The sequence below is a fragment of the Paraburkholderia sp. BL23I1N1 genome, from assembly GCF_003610295.1.
Taxonomy (GTDB): domain Bacteria; phylum Pseudomonadota; class Gammaproteobacteria; order Burkholderiales; family Burkholderiaceae; genus Paraburkholderia.
In genome coordinates this window covers 2,555,464-2,574,472 of the sequence record NZ_RAPV01000001.1, presented here as the reverse complement: position 1 = coordinate 2,574,472, position 19,009 = coordinate 2,555,464, and the positions used below count along the sequence as shown (strand labels likewise).

At 59.8% G+C, this 19,009-nt stretch carries 16 protein-coding genes and 1 pseudogene; 13 read left to right on the top strand and 4 right to left on the bottom strand.

The window, feature by feature from the left end; genetic code table 11:
* The first annotated feature begins 15 nt into the window (after positions 1–15).
* Positions 16–720, top strand: coding sequence for a hypothetical protein (locus B0G76_RS12100; RefSeq protein WP_120292388.1), 705 nt, complete (start codon positions 16–18; stop codon positions 718–720).
* Positions 721–786: 66 nt separating this feature from the next.
* Here the strand turns inward: B0G76_RS12100 and B0G76_RS12095 are convergent, their stop codons facing one another.
* Positions 787–1,890, bottom strand: coding sequence for a TIGR03118 family protein (locus tag B0G76_RS12095; protein WP_120292386.1), 1,104 nt, complete (start codon positions 1,888–1,890; stop codon positions 787–789).
* Between the two features lie 443 nt (positions 1,891–2,333).
* Between B0G76_RS12095 and B0G76_RS12090 the strand changes: the two genes are divergently transcribed.
* From B0G76_RS12090 to speB, 6 genes are all read left to right on the top strand, one after another.
* Positions 2,334–3,233 (top strand): LysR family transcriptional regulator, encoded by a 900-nt coding sequence (locus B0G76_RS12090; protein WP_120292384.1) that lies wholly within the window; start codon positions 2,334–2,336, stop codon positions 3,231–3,233.
* Positions 3,234–3,365: 132 nt separating this feature from the next.
* Positions 3,366–4,052, top strand: a complete 687-nt coding sequence (locus tag B0G76_RS12085; protein ID WP_120292382.1) for a histidine phosphatase family protein — start codon at positions 3,366–3,368, stop codon at positions 4,050–4,052.
* Between the two features lie 104 nt (positions 4,053–4,156).
* Positions 4,157–5,173 carry a phosphotransferase gene (locus B0G76_RS12080; protein ID WP_120292380.1) on the top strand — a complete coding sequence of 339 codons (1,017 nt, stop codon included), beginning with the start codon at positions 4,157–4,159 and terminating at the stop codon, positions 5,171–5,173.
* Positions 5,174–5,215: 42 nt separating this feature from the next.
* Entirely contained in the window at positions 5,216–5,980 is a 765-nt protein-coding gene (locus B0G76_RS12075; RefSeq protein ID WP_120292378.1) for an SDR family oxidoreductase, read from the top strand.
* A gap of 67 nt (positions 5,981–6,047) precedes the next feature.
* On the top strand, positions 6,048–7,292 hold the full coding sequence (locus B0G76_RS12070) for an acyl-CoA dehydrogenase family protein (protein ID WP_120292376.1): 1,245 nt from the start codon (positions 6,048–6,050) through the stop codon (positions 7,290–7,292).
* Between the two features lie 294 nt (positions 7,293–7,586).
* The gene (gene speB, locus B0G76_RS12065) at positions 7,587–8,564 is read left to right on the top strand and encodes an agmatinase (RefSeq protein ID WP_120292374.1); all 978 of its coding nucleotides are present in this window, start codon (positions 7,587–7,589) and stop codon (positions 8,562–8,564) included.
* Here speB and B0G76_RS12060 read toward each other — a convergent pair.
* Entirely contained in the window at positions 8,561–9,496 is a 936-nt protein-coding gene (locus B0G76_RS12060) for a LysR family transcriptional regulator (RefSeq protein ID WP_120292372.1), read from the bottom strand. The two genes, speB and B0G76_RS12060, sit on opposite strands and share 4 nt — an antisense overlap.
* 228 nt (positions 9,497–9,724) lie before the next feature.
* On the opposite strand from B0G76_RS12060, the gene B0G76_RS12055 reads away from it, so the two are divergent.
* Positions 9,725–10,867, top strand: a complete 1,143-nt coding sequence (locus B0G76_RS12055; protein WP_120296330.1) for a branched-chain amino acid ABC transporter substrate-binding protein — start codon at positions 9,725–9,727, stop codon at positions 10,865–10,867.
* On the opposite strand, the gene B0G76_RS12050 is transcribed toward B0G76_RS12055, so the two are convergent.
* Positions 10,864–11,796, bottom strand: coding sequence for a LysR family transcriptional regulator (locus tag B0G76_RS12050; protein WP_120292370.1), 933 nt, complete (start codon positions 11,794–11,796; stop codon positions 10,864–10,866). The two genes, B0G76_RS12055 and B0G76_RS12050, sit on opposite strands and share 4 nt — an antisense overlap.
* 280 nt (positions 11,797–12,076) lie before the next feature.
* Between B0G76_RS12050 and B0G76_RS12040 the strand changes: the two genes are divergently transcribed.
* The 3 genes from B0G76_RS12040 (at position 12,077) to betA (ending at position 16,977) form a co-directional block, all read left to right on the top strand.
* Positions 12,077–13,585, top strand: a complete 1,509-nt coding sequence (locus B0G76_RS12040; RefSeq protein ID WP_120292366.1) for an aldehyde dehydrogenase — start codon at positions 12,077–12,079, stop codon at positions 13,583–13,585.
* Positions 13,586–13,714: 129 nt separating this feature from the next.
* The gene (locus tag B0G76_RS12035; RefSeq protein ID WP_120292364.1) at positions 13,715–15,241 is read left to right on the top strand and encodes a cytosine permease; all 1,527 of its coding nucleotides are present in this window, start codon (positions 13,715–13,717) and stop codon (positions 15,239–15,241) included.
* Positions 15,242–15,285: 44 nt separating this feature from the next.
* The gene (betA, locus tag B0G76_RS12030) at positions 15,286–16,977 is read left to right on the top strand and encodes a choline dehydrogenase (protein WP_120292362.1); all 1,692 of its coding nucleotides are present in this window, start codon (positions 15,286–15,288) and stop codon (positions 16,975–16,977) included.
* A gap of 311 nt (positions 16,978–17,288) precedes the next feature.
* Here betA and B0G76_RS12025 read toward each other — a convergent pair whose 3' ends face one another.
* A complete protein-coding gene (locus tag B0G76_RS12025) occupies positions 17,289–17,891 on the bottom strand; it encodes a PAS domain S-box protein (protein WP_120292360.1) in 603 nt (200 codons plus the stop codon).
* 556 nt (positions 17,892–18,447) lie between these two features.
* Here B0G76_RS12025 and B0G76_RS44770 point away from each other — a divergent pair.
* Together B0G76_RS44770 and B0G76_RS43690 are read left to right on the top strand one after the other, a co-directional pair.
* A pseudogene (locus B0G76_RS44770) lies at positions 18,448–18,696 on the top strand (LysR substrate-binding domain-containing protein); the annotation flags it as partial.
* Between the two features lie 79 nt (positions 18,697–18,775).
* Positions 18,776–19,006 (top strand): hypothetical protein, encoded by a 231-nt coding sequence (locus B0G76_RS43690; RefSeq protein WP_259460556.1) that lies wholly within the window; start codon positions 18,776–18,778, stop codon positions 19,004–19,006.
* The last annotated feature ends 3 nt before the right edge of the window (positions 19,007–19,009 follow it).

The window sequence follows — 19,009 nt, the reverse complement described above, 5'->3', positions numbered from 1 at the left end:
TGAAGGAGAATCCGAGTGCTCCCGAATCACATCGTTACCTCGAACAGTTTGAACGAAGCCTTCCAGTCGATTCTTGCGGCTAACCAGGGAAGGAATTGCGTCTGGGCCGTCGTCGAGCTATCCAACTCGACGTCGGGAAACCTCGGATACTGGGCCGCGCATTCCACCCAGAATGTCGTGCAGGTGATCGGCCAGGCGCTCAGGGGGCGGATCGAACAGGCGACCCTCCGGAGTTCCGGGCAAGCGATCTCCGCGGGGGATCGCAGAACCATCAATGAGAAGATCGCGGCCGAGGTCGGCGTTCAGGGGCTGAAGGATAAGGTGGGTCACGCCGAGGAGCGACTGATCCTTGCGTGGCCCGAAATCATGGCGGACTACTCGCAAGCTCGCGATGGCGAGCAGCCCGACACGGTCAAACTGTATCTGTCGGACAGTCCGTGCACTGTCCATGACGGCAACAAGGCGAGCAATAACATCGCCGGAAAGCCGCATTCCTGTTTCGCCAAGCTCAATCTTTTGATCAGCAAGAACGCTTCCATTACATCCTGGAACATCTATTATCGAAAGCCATGGGGAATCTTGCAGACCAAGAAGCAAGGGAGGATGACCCTGGATCAATGGAACAATGTTCAGGCCGGACAGGCGCTGGTTACAAGCAACCAAAAGTATCAGGCCTTCAGTTCGGAGCTTGAGGCAGCGGCAACACGCGCTGGACTGTAGTGGATTTCCAGATGGCGCAGAGCCCAGAGTCGGCGGACGCGCCGCGTCCGCCGGTTCGTTGGCTCCTTATTGGGCCAAGTCGATCCGACCATAGACCCCAGTCGTCGGTGTCGGGCCGGCGGCGAAGAACAAGGTATTGAGCGGTTGATTGGCGGCGTTGTTACCGAACGAAATGCCCCAGATACCCGGCTGCTTGAAAGTCGATCCGTCCGCCTGTGTCATGGCGCCTATGAACGATCCGGTATTGGGATCAAACGCGTCGACGGTGCCGTCGCCGAAATTTCCAACCAGCAGATCATTGCTAAGTTCTCCGAAATTACCAGGAGCCACGGCAAGGCCCCACGGCGAGTTCAGCGATCCGCCCTGGGCAATGCGCTTCGTGAGGTGCCCGGCCGTATCGAACGCGTCGACAGCGCCGTTGCCCGCGCCGTTCACCTGGGTGTGTCCATCGGGACCGAGCTTCGCAAACGTCACATAGATGGTTGTGCCGACCACACGAATCCCGAAAGGGGAAAAGCCGGCCGGCAAGCCGGGGTCCTTGAACTGCCCGTCGAGTTGCACCTTGTTGAACGACTTGTCGAATACATCGACCTTGCCGTTGTGGAAGTCCGCCGCGTAAAGCAGGTTCTGGCCGGCATTCGCGCCGATGGCAAGACCCTTGTACACAGCGCCGCCGGCGCCGTCGTCGTGCGCATTGACCGCTTGCGTCGGCAATACTTTCGGTGACCAGGCGGCGATCGTGCCGGCGTCGGTGGCCCACAGAAAGACCGCGTTGCTCGTGGCGCCGTTTGCGCTGATCGCAAAGTCGGTGCTGGTATTGAACACGATGCCCGTCGGGCCGGCAGCCTGTCCACTCGCCGCGGGCGGGATCGTTACGACGAGCGACTGCACGACGCCATTGCCGTCATAGAGCGTCGACTTTTTCGTGTTGTTGTCGGACACCCACATGACGCCGGTTGGGTTGAATGCAATGCCCCAACCGTTCTTGAGATTGGCGTCCATGTTCGGTGCGCTCACGCTGCCATCGGAAACGAGGACGGTGGTCTTGAACGGGCCGGTGGCCGGGGGCGGGGGTGTGGAATTGTTGTCGCCGCCACCGCCGCATGCGGTGAGTGTTGCGGTGAAAGCGGCGAATGACCAGGCAATAAGCGTTTTCTGAGGTAATTTCATTTCGCGGATTCCTCTTGTATTCGGAGTGGCGCCCGCTGCAATCGCCTCTTTGTCTGCGATGCATGCGAACGAACGATTCGGGAGCGCGCAAAGTAATGGGCGTGCAATCAGCGAACAGAAAATCTGCGGATTGCATTGCCCGATCCCTTTGGCTTTGAATCGTCCTTCTCCGAACGCCTGTGCTTGCGGTTTTATTCCGCGACGGCAAACAGCCGAAGGCGACAAGAAGCGTTGCGCGCTTGTGGAATACCTCATTGGCGAGAGGTGTTATGGGAAGGACAGAACCGCCGCCACTCTTGGCCCGTTTGGCTATCTCGCACTGGCAGGAGTAGACTCGCCGGGGTCGCTCCGTGATACCGCGCCGATCGTCGCTTTGCGCCGATATGTGCGCGTGAGCAGAAGGAGTCGGAACTACAGGTCGAGTGGCGTCGGGGAATTCGAAAATGCGTTTGTCAAAGGTGGATCTGAATCTATTCGTGGTCTTCGAAGCCGTCTACAGAACGCGAAACCTGACGCGCGCAGCGGAGCTGCTGTTCATCACCCAGCCTGCTGTCAGTAATGCGCTGGGGCGGATGCGCAAAGCATTCGACGATCAGCTGTTTGTCAGTACGTCGGCCGGCATGATGCCGACGCCCGTTTCGGAAAACATCATCGGCCAGGTGCGTGAGGCGCTGCAGTTGCTCGACTCGAGTACCTACGTTGGAGGACGCTTCGACCCAGCCTCGTCCGAGCGCACGTTCCGGCTCAGCATGAACGACCTCACGGAGGCGCTCCTTCTGCCCGCACTGGAGGAGGTGCTGCAGCGTCTCGCGCCCGGTATCCGCATCGAAAGTTATTTCACGACGCGTAAAGAGGTTCCGGAAGCACTCGCCAGCGGTGCGGTCAATCTGGCGATCGACGCACCGCTGATCGACGATCTGTACCTCGAGCAGGAGCCGTTGGGCCGCGACCGGTATGCGTGCATGCTGCGTCACGATCACCCGTTTGCCAGGAAGAAGCTGACGATCGACGACTACCTCAAGTTCGGTCATATCCACGTATCCAGCCGCCCCCAGGGACCGGGTCTTGTCGATGCCGAACTGAACAGACTGGGCCTCAGGCGATCGATTCAGACGCGGGTTCAGCACTATCTGGTCGCCCCATTGATTGCGATGCGAACCGATCTCGTGCTCACGGGCCCCCTCGTGCTGCTGCAGCGGTATGACGCGCGAATCCTCGCGCTACCCTTCGATCTTCCGGATCTCGAGTCTCATGGCTACTGGCATCGAAGCGTGACCGGGGATCCGGCGCATCGCTGGCTGCGCGAGCAGGTTGGCCGTCTCATGCGGGAAATGAACCAGTAGAACCCGTGGCCGGGGTCTCCGGGAGCCTACGCATCAGGTGTCACGGAAATGTATAGTCTGCTATCACGATAATCAATTTCCTGAATGACGCGACGCTGGGTATTCTGCTAACCATGTTCAGGCGAGGATGGCATGGCAGAACTCTATTTTGTACGGCATGGTCAAGCGTCTTTCGGCGCCGATAACTATGACGAGCTATCTCCTTCCGGCCGTACCCAATCACGTTGGCTCGGCGAATACGTCGCGCACGCGAGCTTGCGGTTCGATCGCGTCGTGATCGGAACGATGGAGCGGCATCGGCAAACTGCCGATGAAATTCTCGCCGCAATGGGCGGCCCGCAAGTCGAGATCGCGCAAGACGCGGGGTTGAACGAATACGATTTCCATGCGTTGTTCGCCGCCCTCGGCGAAGAGGGTGTGCCGGCGGGCTGGTCGGCAGGTAAGTCGTCCGCACGTTCGAAACAGGACTTCTACAAAGGGCTCCGGCACGTATTGCAGCTTTGGGCCGATGACCGTTTGCCCGGCCCTGTTCCAGAGACATGGCAGCAATTCCAGGCGCGGGTCCAGCGCGCGCGCAGCGAAATCCAGCGGGTTGGCGGCAAGCGCGTTCTGGTGGTGAGTTCGGGTGGTCCGATCGCGGTAACCGCCCAACAGGTTCTGCAGGCGCCTGCCGAGACCGCGATCGCACTCAACATGCAGATTCGAAACAGCAGCGTTTGCCAGTACGTCTTTAACGACAGCGCGATGTCGCTAGTCAGCTTCAATTCAGTGCCTCATCTCGAACGTGCCGGGAGGCATGAATTTGTCACTTATGGTTGATTCGAATCGGGATTCCTGCGACATGAACTACCCCCACGCTCACTATCGTTCGCCGCCCCCCGAGGGGCCGTTGCTTCCCTTGGGGCGGCCCGGCGGGAGGCAACATGAACGCTAGCCTCCAATTCGACATTGAAGCGCTCACGTGTTATCTGACGGCGCATGTGCCCGGGTTTCAAGGGCCAATGTCCATCGAGAAATTTTCCGGCGGACAATCCAACCCGACGTTTCTTCTGACGGCGCAAAGCGGTCGCTACGTGCTGAGGCGTCAACCTCCCGGCGCACTGCTCAAGTCCGCCCATGCTGTTGACCGCGAATTTCGGGTGCTGTCGGCGCTCGGCCGGACAGCGGTCCCTGTGGCGCGTGCTTATCACCTTTGCGAGGACCGCGACGTCATCGGCAGCCTGTTTTACGTCATGAGCTACGAAGACGGGCGCATCTTCTGGAATCCGGCGCTGCCCGAAGTATCCGTCGAGGCGCGCGGTGGCATCTACGATGCAGTGCTCGGCACCATGGCGGCTCTCCATGACGTGGATATCGACGAAGTCGGCTTGTCGGACTACGGCCGCCCGGGCAACTATTTCGCGCGTCAGATCGACGTATGGACCAAGCAATATCGCGCCGCGCAGACCGATACCTTGGAAGCGATGGATTCGCTGATCGAGTGGCTGCCTGCCCACTGTCCGGAGGAAACCGGCAAGCCTTCGCTCGTGCATGGCGATTTCCGTATCGACAATCTCATTTTCATGCACGGTGCGCCGCAAGTTCGCGCGGTGCTGGACTGGGAGCTGTCCACGCTCGGCAATCCTCTCGCTGACATCGCGTACTTCTGCATGTGTTTGCGGCTCCCGCCCGGCAGCCATATCGCCGGACTCGAGGGCCTGAATCGAACGGCGTTGGGGGTGCCGGACGAGGCGTCGATTGTCGAACGGTATTGCAAGCTTCGCGGAATTGCGTCGATTGAGAACTGGAACTTCTACCTGGCGTTCAGCTTCTTCCGGCTTGCTGCTATCGCACAGGGCGTGAAGAAACGGGCCTTGAGCGGTAACGCGTCGAACGACAAGGCGCGACAGGTGGGGGAGATGACTGGGGCGCTTGCCCGGATGGGCACTGACCTGATCTGAAGACAGGTCAGAGACCGGAACGTAGAAATAAGGAGACTGATCGTGACTACTAATTTGTTTGATCTGACAGGAAAGATTGCTCTGGTGACGGGCGCGAGCCGGGGTATTGGTGAGGAGATCGCCAAGCTGCTCGCCGGGCAGGGTGCCCATGTGATTGTGTCGAGCCGCAAGGTGGAAGATTGCGAAGCGGTGGCATGCGAGATCAGGGAAGCGGGCGGCAGTGCTGAAGCGCAACCGTGCCACGTAGGGCGTGTCGAGGACATTCTCGCGATCTTCCGGCATATTCGTGCGCGGCATGGCCGTCTGGATATCCTGGTCAACAACGCGGCGACTAATCCGTATTTCGGCCACATTCTCGATACCGATCTGGCGTCGTTCGAAAAGACGGTGGAAGTCAATCTGCGTGGCTACTTCTTCATGTCCGTGGAGGCGGGCAAGTTGATGCGGGAGCACGGCGGCGGCGCGATCGTCAACACGGCCTCGGTCAATGCATTGCAGCCGGGCGACAAGCAGGGAATCTACTCGATCACCAAAGCCGCCGTCGTCAACATGACGCGGGCCTTCGCGAAGGAATGCGGGCCGTTGGGGATTCGAGTGAACGCGTTGCTCCCTGGATTGACCAAAACCCGCTTTGCCGGAGCACTGTTTAACGATGAGGCCACGTATGAAAGCTGGATGTCCAGAATCCCGTTGCGGCGTCACGCGGAACCTCGCGAGATGGCGGGCACCGTGCTCTACCTGGTGTCCGACGCGGCGAGCTATACCAATGGAGAGTGTGTCGTCGTCGATGGTGGACTGACGATCTAGCCACGTGGTCGAAGCAGGGCATTGGCCGATGCTTCGACGACACCAATCAGACTAAGGAAGCGTAAAAATGGACTTTGCATATAGCCCGAAAGTCGAAGCGTTGTGCACCCAGGTGCGCACGTTCATGGACACTCATATCGTTCCGCGTATCCGGCAATGGCACGAGGAAGTGAGTGCAGGTCAATATCCGGTGTCCTTCATGGAGGAATTGAAGGACCGGGCGCGTGAAGAGTGTCTCTGGAACCTGTTCCTTCCGCATCTGCGCGACGACGAACCCGGCACCCGCCTGACCAATCTCGAGTACGCGCCGCTGGCTGAAATCATGGGGCGGGTGTCGTGGGCGTCCGAGGTGTTCAACTGCAATGCGCCGGACACGGGCAATATGGAACTGCTCCATATGTTTGCCACGCCCGCTCAGCGCGAAGCGTGGCTCAAGCCCCTGCTCGACGGCAAGATCCGCTCGGCCTTTGCAATGACGGAGCCGGCTGTGGCCTCCTCGGACGCGACCAATATCGCGACGTCGATTCGTCGGGATGGCGACGACTATGTCATCGACGGCCGCAAGTGGTTCATCACGAATGCGGCTCACCCGAATTGCAAGCTCTTCATCGTGATGGGCAAAACGGATCCGGACGCGCCGAGCCATCGGCAGCAGAGCATGATTCTCGTGCCGCGCGACACACCCGGCGTCACGGTGATCCGCAATATCTCGGTGGTCAATCACGTGGCGCCAGAAGGCCACTGCGAGATCGAGTTCAAGGGCGTGCGCGTGCCTCGGTCGAATCTCCTCGGTGAGGAGGGCAGTGGCTTTGCGCTCGCGCAGGCGCGCCTTGGTCCGGGACGGATTCACCACTGCATGCGTTCGATCGGCGCCGCGGAACTGGCGCTCGAATTGATGGTGGAACGGGCCCAGGCACGCACGACATTCGGCAAGAAGCTGCATGAGCATGGGGCCGTCGGCGAATGGATTGCGAAGTCCAGAATCGAAATCGATCAGGCGAGGCTCTTTGTTCTCAAGGCCGCGTGGATGATTGACAACGTGGGGGCGAAGGAGGCAAAGAAGGAGATCTCGATGATCAAGGCGCTCGTGCCGAATGTTCACACCGCCGTTTGCGAACGGGCGATGCAGGTGTTTGGCGCGATGGGGCTGAGCCCCGACACGCCATTGGCCGATAGCTGGACGTGGGGCCGTGCGTTGCGCTTCGCGGATGGCCCGGACGAGGTTCACCTGCAGAGCATTGCACGCATGGAAATCAAGTCGCGGCCGTATGAGACGGGGAAGGATAGTCCCTATCTGACGGCGTTGGTGTAAGGCATAGCGCGGGTTTCGAAGCGTGACTCGCGCGATGCTTTGATTAACCGATATCGGTCAACTTCGACCTCTCGCGCGACTGGCCCATTCACATTCCAGCTATGTTTGGACTTCACTTCGGACTATCCCGAAGTGCATTTCTTGTTTCCGGCATTTTTCCGTTGAATTTGTTTGCCTAGACTCCGTTCCAGATGCACCACTCGCTCGTGGCAAAGGGCGTTGCTGCAGGAATGGAGACGGCGGCGCCTGTGCGCCGCACCGATTCTTACCGAACAAAACAGAACGGAGGCATGCATGTCTGAAAACAGCTACGAAACGGGTCGGCTCAATTTGCCGTTTGTGGGAATCTGCACGTTCGCGAAATCCCCGTTATGTCTCGACTGGGACAAGATCGACGCGGACGTCGCGGTCATGGGCGCGCCCTTCGATTGCGGCACCCAGTGGCGGGCCGGGGCACGCTTTGGTCCGCGTTCGATTCGCGACGCGTCGACGCTGTTCTCGTTCGGCCACGGCGGCGCGTACGATTTCGAAGACGACGTTGTTTATCTGCCCAATAACGAAGTCCGTATCGTCGATATCGGCGATGCGGACATGGTCCACACCAACACGGAAAAGAGCCACTCAAACATCGAGTATGGCGTGCGCAAGATTCTGGCGGCGGGCGCACTGCCGGTGGTGATGGGCGGCGATCACTCAATCAACATTCCGTGCATCAACGCGTTCGAAGGCCAGGAGCCGTTTCATATCGTTCACATCGACGCACACCTCGATTTCGTTGACGAGCGTCATGGCGTACGGCACGGTCACGGCAATCCGCTGCGGCGCGCGGCGGAGAAAAGCGTGGTGTCGGGTATGACGCAGATCGGCATTCGCAACGTGTCGTCCACGGCGCGCGAGGGTTACGCCCAGGCGCGCGAAATGGGCTCCGACATCATTTCGGTGCGCGATCTCCGGCGCCTCGGCATTCAGGGTGTGCTGGATCGCATCCCGAAGGGCGTGCGCTATTACCTGACGATCGACATCGACGGTTTCGATCCCTCGATCGCGCCTGGCACGGGCACGCCGAGTCACGGCGGTCTGCTGTACTACGAAGGACTCGAACTGTTCGCGGGACTGGCCGCGCAAGGCGACGTAATCGGCATCGACCTCGTTGAAGTCGCGCCCGATTACGATCATTCGGGCTCGACTTCAATTCTTGCGGCGCAGTTGCTGCTGAACACGATCGGCCGTGTCATGCATCAGCGCAAGGTTAAACGAAACCTTTCCCGCTAATCCACGGGTTTTTTTCCGCCTTTATTGGTGTGGTTCAATTGCCTGGCTGCTGTGCGCAACTGGTTGCAAAAGGCCTGGACGACCCGTGCCGATTCCGCCCCCTTGCGCGTGACGATCTGGAAGTCCAGATGGGTCGCGTAATGTTCGGGATCGATGCGGGTCAGCAAACCGTCGTCCACCCAGGGCCTGGCATAGTGCGGCGGCAGGAAACCGATGTAGTTGCCGGATAGAATCAGCATGGCCCGGCCTTCCACATTATCGACGGAGGCCGCGGCCTCCGGCATGCGCAACAACTTCAATTCCTGGCTGCCGAGGTAGGCGCGGGCCGCCAGCCGCTGTTTGCTGAGCAGCGAAACAGGCACCCGGCCGCTCGCCCGTTCGTGCAACGGATGGGTCGACGCACAATAAAGCCCTTGTTCCTCACGATAGAGCGGCAGGTAATCGAGGCCTGGAATCCGCACGGGGAACGGTCCGACCGCAAAATGCAGGCGCCCGTCCAGCACGTGCTGTTCCATGCTGCCAGGCGTTTCGATCTGCACATGCAGGCGGACTTCCGGCGCCATCTGGCCGAACTCCCGGATCGCTATCGGCAGAGGCGAGAACTTGTCGGTAAGCGTCGCTTCGATCATGCCGAAGCGCAATACGCCGGAAAGCTGATTACGCAGCGCACCGGCTTCCATATGAAACGAATCGACCGCACCAAGCAGGCGCTGCGCGGCGGCGTGCAGTTCCGCGCCTTCCTCAGTGAGCCGGAAGCCGGCGCGCCCGCGTTCACATAGCCGCAGTCCGAGCCGCGTTTCCAGTTGCGACATGTATTCGCTGATGCTCGATGCACCAATGTTGAGAATGGGCTGCGCAGCGGCGAACCCGCCGCATCGCACGATGGTTTCGAAGATCCGCAACAGCTTGAGATCCGTGTCCTGAACTTGCATCGTGCCGCCTTGAGGTTACTTCGGGAAATTCCGAAATGTGTTTCATCAATGGTGCATTTTATTGAGGATTTTGGCTACACAGAATTGCTGTCAACCCCACTGTCCGGACATTGGAAGAAACGTCGCGGCGGACGGGGCCACGCGATGTTTTCTGTGCCCACACTGATAAGATTCGCCGCCTTCGGCAATGAAACGGTCTGGCACGCCACACGAGGTGAGGAGAGCATGATGAGCAAGTCATACGCAGGTGCAAGCGGGTTGGTAGCAGTCGCTTTGAGCATGTTCTCTCTGAGCGCGACGGCCGGCGATCAGGTCGTCAAGATCGGCTTGACGGGGCCATTGACCGGCCCGCAGGCCGCTATCGGCAAGGACGACGAAAATGGCGTGAGAATGGCGATCGAGCGCCTGAATGCCGAGGGTCTCGTGATCGGCGGCCAGAAGACGCGTTTTGAACTGGTCTCGCAGGATGACGCCGCCGACCCGCGTACCGGCATGACGGTTGCACAAAGCCTGGTGGACGCGAACGTCAAGGTCATTTTCGGGCCGTTCAATTCCGGCGTCGCAATTCCGATCTCGAACCTCGTGAACGTCTCGGGCATCGTGATGGCGACCGTCGCGTCGAACCCCTCGATCACGCAGCACGACTATCCGTTCGTGTTTCGCATTTCCGCGAGCGACACGCAACTTGGCAGCCGGATGGGGGAATTTGCAGCAAAGCAACTGAAGGTCAAACGCATTGCCGTGATCGACGATCGCACGGCGTACGGGCAGGGCGTTGCCGACGAGTTCGTCAGCGCGGCGAAAGCCAACGGCATCGAGATCGTCGATCGTCAATATACGACCGACAAGGCAACCGACTTCGTTTCGATCCTCACGCATGTGAAGGGCTCGAATGCCGAAGGGATTTTCTACGGTGGTTACTACGCTCAGGCTGGCGCGCTGCGCAAGCAGATGAAGCGTCTCGCGATGAATGGCTATCTGCTGGGCGGCGACGCGATGTGCAATGCCGAACTGGCGAAGCTTGGCGGCGACGCGGTCGATACGCGCGTGTATTGCCCGCAAGGCGGCCCCGTTCTCGATCAAACGCCGGAAGGCCGCCGTTTCAAGGCGGACTACAAGCAACGCTTTCATACCGATCCGCTGACCTACAGCGCGGCTTTGTACGATGGCGTGAACATCGTCGCGCAAGCGATGACGAAGGCCAACTCGATCGAACCGGCCCAATACCGCGCTGCGCTGGCGAACATCGATTCTCGCGGTGTGTCCGGCCACTACCGGTTCGACAAGAATCGCGATCTCACGGATTCTCCCATCACCATCTATACCTATCGCAATGGCGAGCCGACGCCGCTTGCGTCGGCACAACCTTAGGCTTGTGCCGAGCGCGCGGTCTGCGCGATCGTACGGTAGCTTTCCATCAGGTCGATCATGAATACCTGAAGGATGGTTGGGGGTACCGCGGTCCGCCGCACGATCGCGCAGAACGGCCACTGCGTGCCGAACTGGTCCGGGCAGATTTGACGCATGTCACCGCGCGTGGCCCAGCGGGCAGCGTAGTGATTCGGCAGGAATCCGATGTATGCGCCCGATAGAATGAGGATAGCCTGCGCCTCGATATTGTCGACGGTTGCCGCGGCTTTGCTGACCTTGAGCATTTGAAGGTCGTGCTGCTGCAGATAACCGCGCGCTACCACACGGCTGGACGCGATGGCCTGCTCGAGCGCGATATCGTCTTGCGAGTTGTCGGCGAGCAGGTGACTCTTTCCGCAATACAGGCCGTCCGGTTCATAGTAGAGATCGGTGTAGGTCAGCCCCGGCACATGAAGCGGGAAGTGCCCGACGGCGATATGCAACCGGCCGTCCAGCACACGCTCTTCGAGTTCGGCGGGCGTGCCGACATAGACATCCAGATGCACGTCGTGTCCTCTCGACACGAAAGCTTGCAGTGCCTGGGGCAGCGGTGAAGTTGAGTCCGTTACTGTGTTGTCGATAATGCCGAGGTACAGCTTTCCCGAGATGTGCTGTTTGAGCGCAGCCGTATCCACACAGAAGCTTTCTACCGCCACCTGCAGTCGCTGCGCCGCCTCGTAAGTCGCCACGCCGTGTTCGGTCAGGCGGAATCCACTCCGCCCGCGCTCGCAAAGCTTGAGTCCCAGGCGCGTTTCGAGCGTCGTCATCTGCTCGCTGATCGTCGACTGGCTGACGTTCAGGGTCGCCTGGGCGGCCGAAAAACCACCACACCGAACCACCGTCATGAAAACCCTCAGTAGTTTGAGGTCCACGTCCTGCAACTGGATCACCGTCGTCGCTCCTCTTGCACTGCTTGCTTCGATATTCCCGATATGAACATCTGATTCACGTGATTTTTACCTTCTGCCATGTCATCCATAGTCTCTCTAAACGCCGCGCTGCCACAAGCCGCGTTTATATCGATGGACCCCCGGTCGATTGTGAGCAGTTGAGCCTCCCGGCAATCCCGCGAGGTCTTTGCCAGGCGTTGCAGGAACAGGCGGACATACGTGCATGAAACCGGCCCATAAGAGGCTGAGTAGCACTCATTCTGTAAGTCAGGAGACAATGATGGATACCGTCGTACAAAATTACCTGAAGAAGTTCGGTGTCAGCGAAGAGACACAACGCTTTCTCGCCAAGTCGCAGAGAATGTTCATAGACGGTGCCTGGGTGCCGCAAGGCGAGCGGGAATCCTGCGCGGTGATCGAGCCGTCCACTGCGGGCGTGATCACCCACATTCCTCTCGGCACGACTGCCGATCTGGATCGCGCGGTTGAAGCTGCCCGCAAGCAGTTCGACGGTGGCGCATGGCGCAGGCTCAAGCCACTTGAGCGCGAACGGCTGATTCATCGGCTCGCCGATCTGATCGAGGCAAACGCAACGGAATTGGCTGAGATCGAATCGATCGACGTGGGCAAGTCTGTCGCTATTGCGCGCGACGTCGACATTCAAGGCACGATCGATACCTTCCGCTATTTTGCCGGTTGGGCGTCGAAGCTCCACGGCCGCACGGTCGAGCCCTCGCTGCCGGGGGACTACGTTGCCTATACCCGCAAGGAACCCATTGGCGTGATCGGCGTGATCGTTCCATGGAACTTCCCGCTGCAAACCATGGCGTGGAAGGTCGCGGCCGCGCTCGCCGCTGGTTGCACGACGGTGATCAAGCCCGCTGAACTCACCTCGCTGTCGACGCTTCGCTTTGCAGAGCTGGTGCAGGAGGCCGGGTTCCCTGACGGCGTCGTCAATGTAATAACCGGGCGTGGGCGCGATATTGGCGCGGCCATGGCTGCTCATCCAGGTATCGACAAGATCACGTTCACCGGTTCCACCGAAGTGGGCCGCACGGTCGGGCACACGGCTGTGGGCGGCTTCAAACGCCTCACGCTCGAACTGGGCGGCAAGTCTCCGGTGCTGGTGCTGGAGGACGCCGACATCGACGCAGCGGCCCAGGCGGTCGCCAACGGCATCTTTTTCAACTCCGGACAGGTCTGCGATGCGGGCACACGGGTGTACATCCAACGCGGCATTCACGACAAGTTCATTGGCGCGCTGATCGAACACACACGCAAGATGAAGATCGCGCCCGGGCTCGATCGGGATTGCTTCATCAGCCCGCTCGTGTCCGCGCTTCAGAAGGATCGCGTCGCTTCCTATATTGAAGCCGGCCAGCGCGAAGGCGCGGAAGTCGTGCATGGCGGCCATGAACTGGATCGGCCTGGCTATTTCGTCGAGCCGACCATCTTCGCCCATTGCCGCAGCGACATGAAGATCGTCCGGGAAGAAATCTTCGGGCCGGTGCTGGTGACCGCTCCCTTTGACGACATAGGCGACGCGTTGTCGCTGGCGAACGATTCGCCGTACGGTCTCGCCGCCGCGATCTATTCCAACGACCTGAACCGTGTGCACAAGCTGATCCCTCAATTGCACGCCGGAACAGTCTATGTCAATGCACATAGCACCATCGATCCGTCGATGCCATTCGGCGGATTCAAGGAGTCTGGCTTCGGCAAGGACCTCGGCCCGGAACAACTTGATCATCTGATGGAAAGCAAGGCGGTCTGGATCACGCTGCACTGAAGTGCCATTGCTCCGCTGACGCCCCGAGACATACGTGAGCCGAGCGCCACGTGACGAGCGGGTGTCGCAGTCAGCATGCATGCCGGATCCATCTCTATTCCATCAACCTCTCAATACAGCCAGGGGTGCATGATGCAAGCAACAGACGAAGCAGTTAAAGGTGCCGTAGCCGGGATTGAGCACGGGGCCATCGAGGGTCATTCAATCGACTTTATTCCGGATAACGAAAGAACAGACAAGCTATCCAGACAAGGACCGTTCTGGTTTCTAGGTAACTTCACGTTCTTCACCATGACCATCGGCTTTGTGGGTCCCAGCATTGGCCTGAGCGCGCTGTGGACGACGATAGCCGGTACGCTGGGCATCATGTTCGGCACCTTGTTCATGGCCTTTCACGGATCGCAGGGCCCGCATCTCGGCTTGCCGCAGATGATTCAGTCGAGAGCGCAGTTCGGCTACCGCGGGGTCATCGTCGTTTTGCTGGCAACGCTGTTCGTGTTTGCGGGATTCAATATCGTCAACCTGGTGTTGATGATGCAGGGTCTCAAAGCCCTGTTCAACTGGGATCCGATCAAGGTGGCGTTGGCCGTCACGGTGCCGGCTTCGATTCTGGCCATTTTGGGTCACGACTGGATGCACCGCAGTTTCAAGTGGGCGTTGTATCTGTCGCTACCGCTTTACGGCCTCGTGACAGTAGCCGTTCTGATGCACTGGGTGCATGACGTGCCGCTCGCCGCTGTCGCACCGGGCGCGGCACCGACGCCACCGCTCGGCTTCAACTGGACTGCATTCATTGCGCAATTCGCCGCCGCTGCCAGTTACAACATCGCATACGCACCTTACGTATCCGACTATTCGCGCTATCTGCCAAAAAACACGCCGAGCGGCAAGCTGATTGCGGCGGTGTTCCTGGGCGCCTCGCTGTCGGGCGCATGGATGATCGCGATCGGCGGCTGGCTCGCGGACCATCTGCATGCAACCGATGTGCTGGTCGCATTGAATCAGGTAGGTAGCGATCTGGCGCCGGGTATGGGCAGCGTGGTGGTTGCCGTCACGATCCTGGCGTTTCTGCCGGTGATTGCGATGAACATCTATAGCGCCAAATTGACGGCCATCACGGCAGTTGATTCGTTCCGCAAAGTCCAGCCGACGCCCAGGACTCGCATTCTGGCGATTCTCTTCGTGGTGATCCTTCAGCTCGGCGTGGCGCTGAGCATCTATACCTCGGGTAAGGGGCTCTCCGTTCTGAATATTTACCTTGTCGTCATGCTGTATTTTCTGGTGCCCTGGACCGCGGTCAATCTCACGGATTACTTTTTCGTCCGCAAGGGCCGTTATGCGATTCCGCACTTCTTCATGCCTCACAACAACCTGTACGGCACATGGGGCGCGCGCGGTTTGCTGGCCTACGCGATCGGCTTTGCCGCAATGATTCCGTTCTTCTGCGTTCTCGATGGTTCAGACGAAGTGTATGTCGGCCCGTTTGCCCGTGCGATGGGCAGCGTCGATCTGGCCTGGCTGGTCGGGCTGCTCGTCTCGGGCATCGCGTATTACGTGCTGTCGCGCTCGCTCGATCTGCGGTACGAAGCATCGGTCATCGCCCAGATCGAAAAGACGTCACCGCAATACACCACCGGCGACAAGAATCGCTACTGATCCACCGACGAGCCCGTCGAGATTTTAGGAAGCAGGCAAATATCATGAATACCGAGCAATTCGATTACATCATTGTGGGCGCCGGATCGGCCGGATGTGTATTGGCTAACCGGCTCACCGAGGACCCGGCCGTCCGGGTTCTGGTACTGGAATACGGCGGCAGCGATCGCAGTGTCATCATTCAGATGCCGAGCGCGTTCTCGATGCCGATGAATACGAAAAAGTACAACTGGAAGTATCAGACCGCCCCCGAGGCTCATCTGAACGGCCGTCAACTGCATTGTCCGCGCGGCAAGGTGCTGGGAGGCTCGTCGTCGATCAACGGCCTCGTCTATATTCGCGGCCACGCGTGCGATTTCGACGAATGGGAAGAGCTCGGCGCGCGAGGCTGGGGGTATCGCAACTGTTTGCCGTATTTCCGGCGCGCGGAGAACTACAAGTTCGGCGGCGACGCGTATCGGGGCGGGGAAGGGCCGTTAAGCACCAACAACGGCAATAACATGGCGAATCCGCTGTACGGTGCTTGGGTCGAGGCGGGGGCAGAGGCCGGATACATCAAGACGGAGGACTGCAATGGCCATATGCAGGAAGGCTTCGGCGCGATGCATATGACCGTCAAGGACGGTGTGCGCTGGTCCACCGCCAACGCTTATTTGCGTCCCGCAATGAAGCGGCCCAATCTGACCGTGGTCACGAATGCGATGACACGTCACGTGATTCTCGAAGGCAAGCGCGCTGTCGGGGTTGCGTACGATCAGGGCGGGGTCACGCATACCGCGCGATGCCGTGCGGAAGTCTTGATCGCCTCGGGTCCGATCGGTTCGCCCCACTTGCTGCAACGCTCGGGCATCGGGCCTGCTGAGGTGCTGCGCAAGGCAGGGATCGAGGTCAAACATCACCTGCCGGGCGTGGGCGAGAACCTGCAGGATCACGCGGAGATTTATATCCAGTACGCGTGCAAGGAACCCGTCACGCTCAACGCGAAAATGGACCCGTTAAGCACATTCATGATCGGGCTGCGCTGGCTTTTGTTCAAGGACGGGCTCGGCGCCAGCAATCATTTCGAGGCGGGCGGATTCATCCGTTCAGAAGTGGGATTGCGTTGGCCGGACATCCAGTTCCATTTCCTGCCGGCAGCCATGCGCTATGACGGCAACAAGCCGTTCAAGGGCCACGGATTCATGGTGCTGACCGGACCGAACAAGCCGAAGAGCCGAGGCTACGTGCGAGCGACGTCGGCTGATCCCTATACGCACCCTGAGATCCGCTTCAACTACCTGGATCGCGAAGAGGATCGTGAAGGATTTCGACGCTGCGTTCGCTTGACCCGCGAAATCATCGGACAGCCCGCGATGGACCGCTTCCGCGACGTCGAACTCGCGCCCGGCCCCGACGTGCAAACGGATGAGCAGATCGATGCCTTCGTCAGGGCGAACCTGGAAAGCACGATGCATCCATGCGGTTCGTGCCGCATGGGGGAAGACGACATGGCCGTGGTCGATTCCGAGTTGCGGGTGCGCGGTATTGAGGGTTTACGCGTGATCGATTCGTCGGTATTTCCGACCGAACCCAACGGCAATCTGAACGCGCCGACCATCATGCTCGCCGAACGTGCGTCGGACCTGGTCCGGGCGGTGTCCATGCTGCCCCCGTCCGATGTGGACGTGGGTCTCGCCGAGGGATGGGAGACGCGGCAGCGCACCCATGCGCCGACGCGAAACTTGCATGTCGGGTAGGGGCGTGGCCCGCTCTTTACCCCGCTTCACCTCTCTTTACCCCTCTGATTAGCAGGATAGGTTGGGCGCCCTGTTTCCGGTAGCATCCGTTCCTGCTACGGGCGTAACTGTCTCGTCAGCGGTGTTGGAAGCGCGATCGTTGGGCCACAAAAATTCGAAATAGCCGGAAACCTGAGAGACCCCAACGTGAGCCCGGAAACGCATGCAAAAATGGCGGGCTCTGCGCAGAAAACGCTGCTCGACAATGCTGACTCGCAGGGTTAGCGGGTACTGCCGCCTACGGGCGTCAGTACCCGCGCGAGAATAGCCGCCTACCTGTCGCCCGGCTGGGCGATGCCATTAGAAAGATGCTTGAGCCACAGGCTCATCAAGCCTGCCCGTCCTCGCACGCCGTATTTGCGGAAAATCCCGGTGATATAGGAATGCGTGGTCGAGGCGGCGAGGCCGAGTCGCTCGGCGATCTGTTTCTCAGTCGCCTCGGTCAGCAGCAGTTCAAGAACCTTGCGTTCATAGGGCGCCAGGACGGACAACAGGGCTGAGGGCGCGGCCTTCCGGCGACGGAGTTCGGTCACGTCGCGGGCTACACCGACGCGCAGTCGCTCGTGCTCCAGCCAGCGCGCTGACCACGTGACGTAGACGTCATCCCCATTCTTGTGTCGATAACGGTTCTCGAAGCCTACCCGCTTGCGGCCGGCCAGTACTTCCTTCGCTTCCTTGCGCGTGGCGTCCTGATCGGCTGGAACCACGAAGTCGATGATGAACTGATCGACGAAATCGCCCGGCGCATACCCAAATATATCCTCGCACGCCGGGCTGGCATGACGTATCCGCCCCTGCTCACTCACGAGAAAGATGGCGTCAGGCGAATAATCCGCGGCAGTGATGACAAGGTCTTCGATGAGTTCGCTTTTCATGGCTGTGTACGGGTTCCTGCGCTGCCGGATCGCGCCTGTGAGACCCCCATGTTTGGGTGACAGAAACAGGCTGCGTTGAGGAAACAGCGTAGCGCGATACCAATATTTGGTCAATTTTACTCGCCGTGTAGGCGAATTCACCCAGGTACGGGAGAAATTTCCAGTGAATGGCCGCTGCCGTCGGCGCAGGCGGCGGATCGCGAGGCAATCCGGGTGAGTCGACCCATAAGCAAATTTAGGTCTAGTTATCCAGAATGGTTGTTTGTCGTTATGGCAGGAGCAGGTTGAAATGTCGTCCATGAATCACTCGATGCAAGGACGACGTGGTGGAAGCAGCAAAAATTCTGAACGAAGGTAAGGCGCTTATCTCTACGTGGCGGCTCGACGCGGTGTCGAATACAACGCGTCATTCCCTGTCACGAGATCCTGATCCGTATGAATAAACCGGCCACCAGCCTGCCGCCCCTCGAGTGGGTTCGTGTCTTCGAAGCGGCCGGACGGCTCGGCAGTTTTATCGCCGCGGCGAACGAGCTCGGCTTGACTCAGGCCGGCATCGATCATCGAACTGTGGATCGCGCCACGGCTGGCGAAAATCGCCGCCGCGTTACCGAGCGTTCATCTCACCTTCGAAACGGTGCAACGGCTTCCCGACTATGCGCTGGCCGGCGCCGACTATGAAATCCGGTTTGGTGACGGCCGTTGGCCCGAACGGGTCTCGACGCGATTGTTCCATGAGGAACTCGCGCCGCTTGCCGCGCCGGCCTTGCTGGCCGACGTCAAGGGAAGCTGGGAGAACCTGCCGTTTATCGCGACATCGGGGGCCACGCGTGGGCTGACGCGACTGGTATACCGCCAACGGTACGACGCTGCCGCCGGTGCCGTCGTTGCGGTTCGATACATTCGTGTTCGTGTTCGCGTTGCGGGCCGCGGAGGCTCGCCCGGGCATCCTCCTCGGCTCGCTTCCGCTCTGCCGATTATCGATCGAAGCAGGGCGGCTCACGCGCCTGACGGAGAACGCACTGCAGATGGAGAGCAGCTACTGGATAACATGGCAGGCCGCGGAGCCCGACTATCCGGAACGTCAGACGTTGATTCGTTGCCTGACGGAGCTGTAGGTT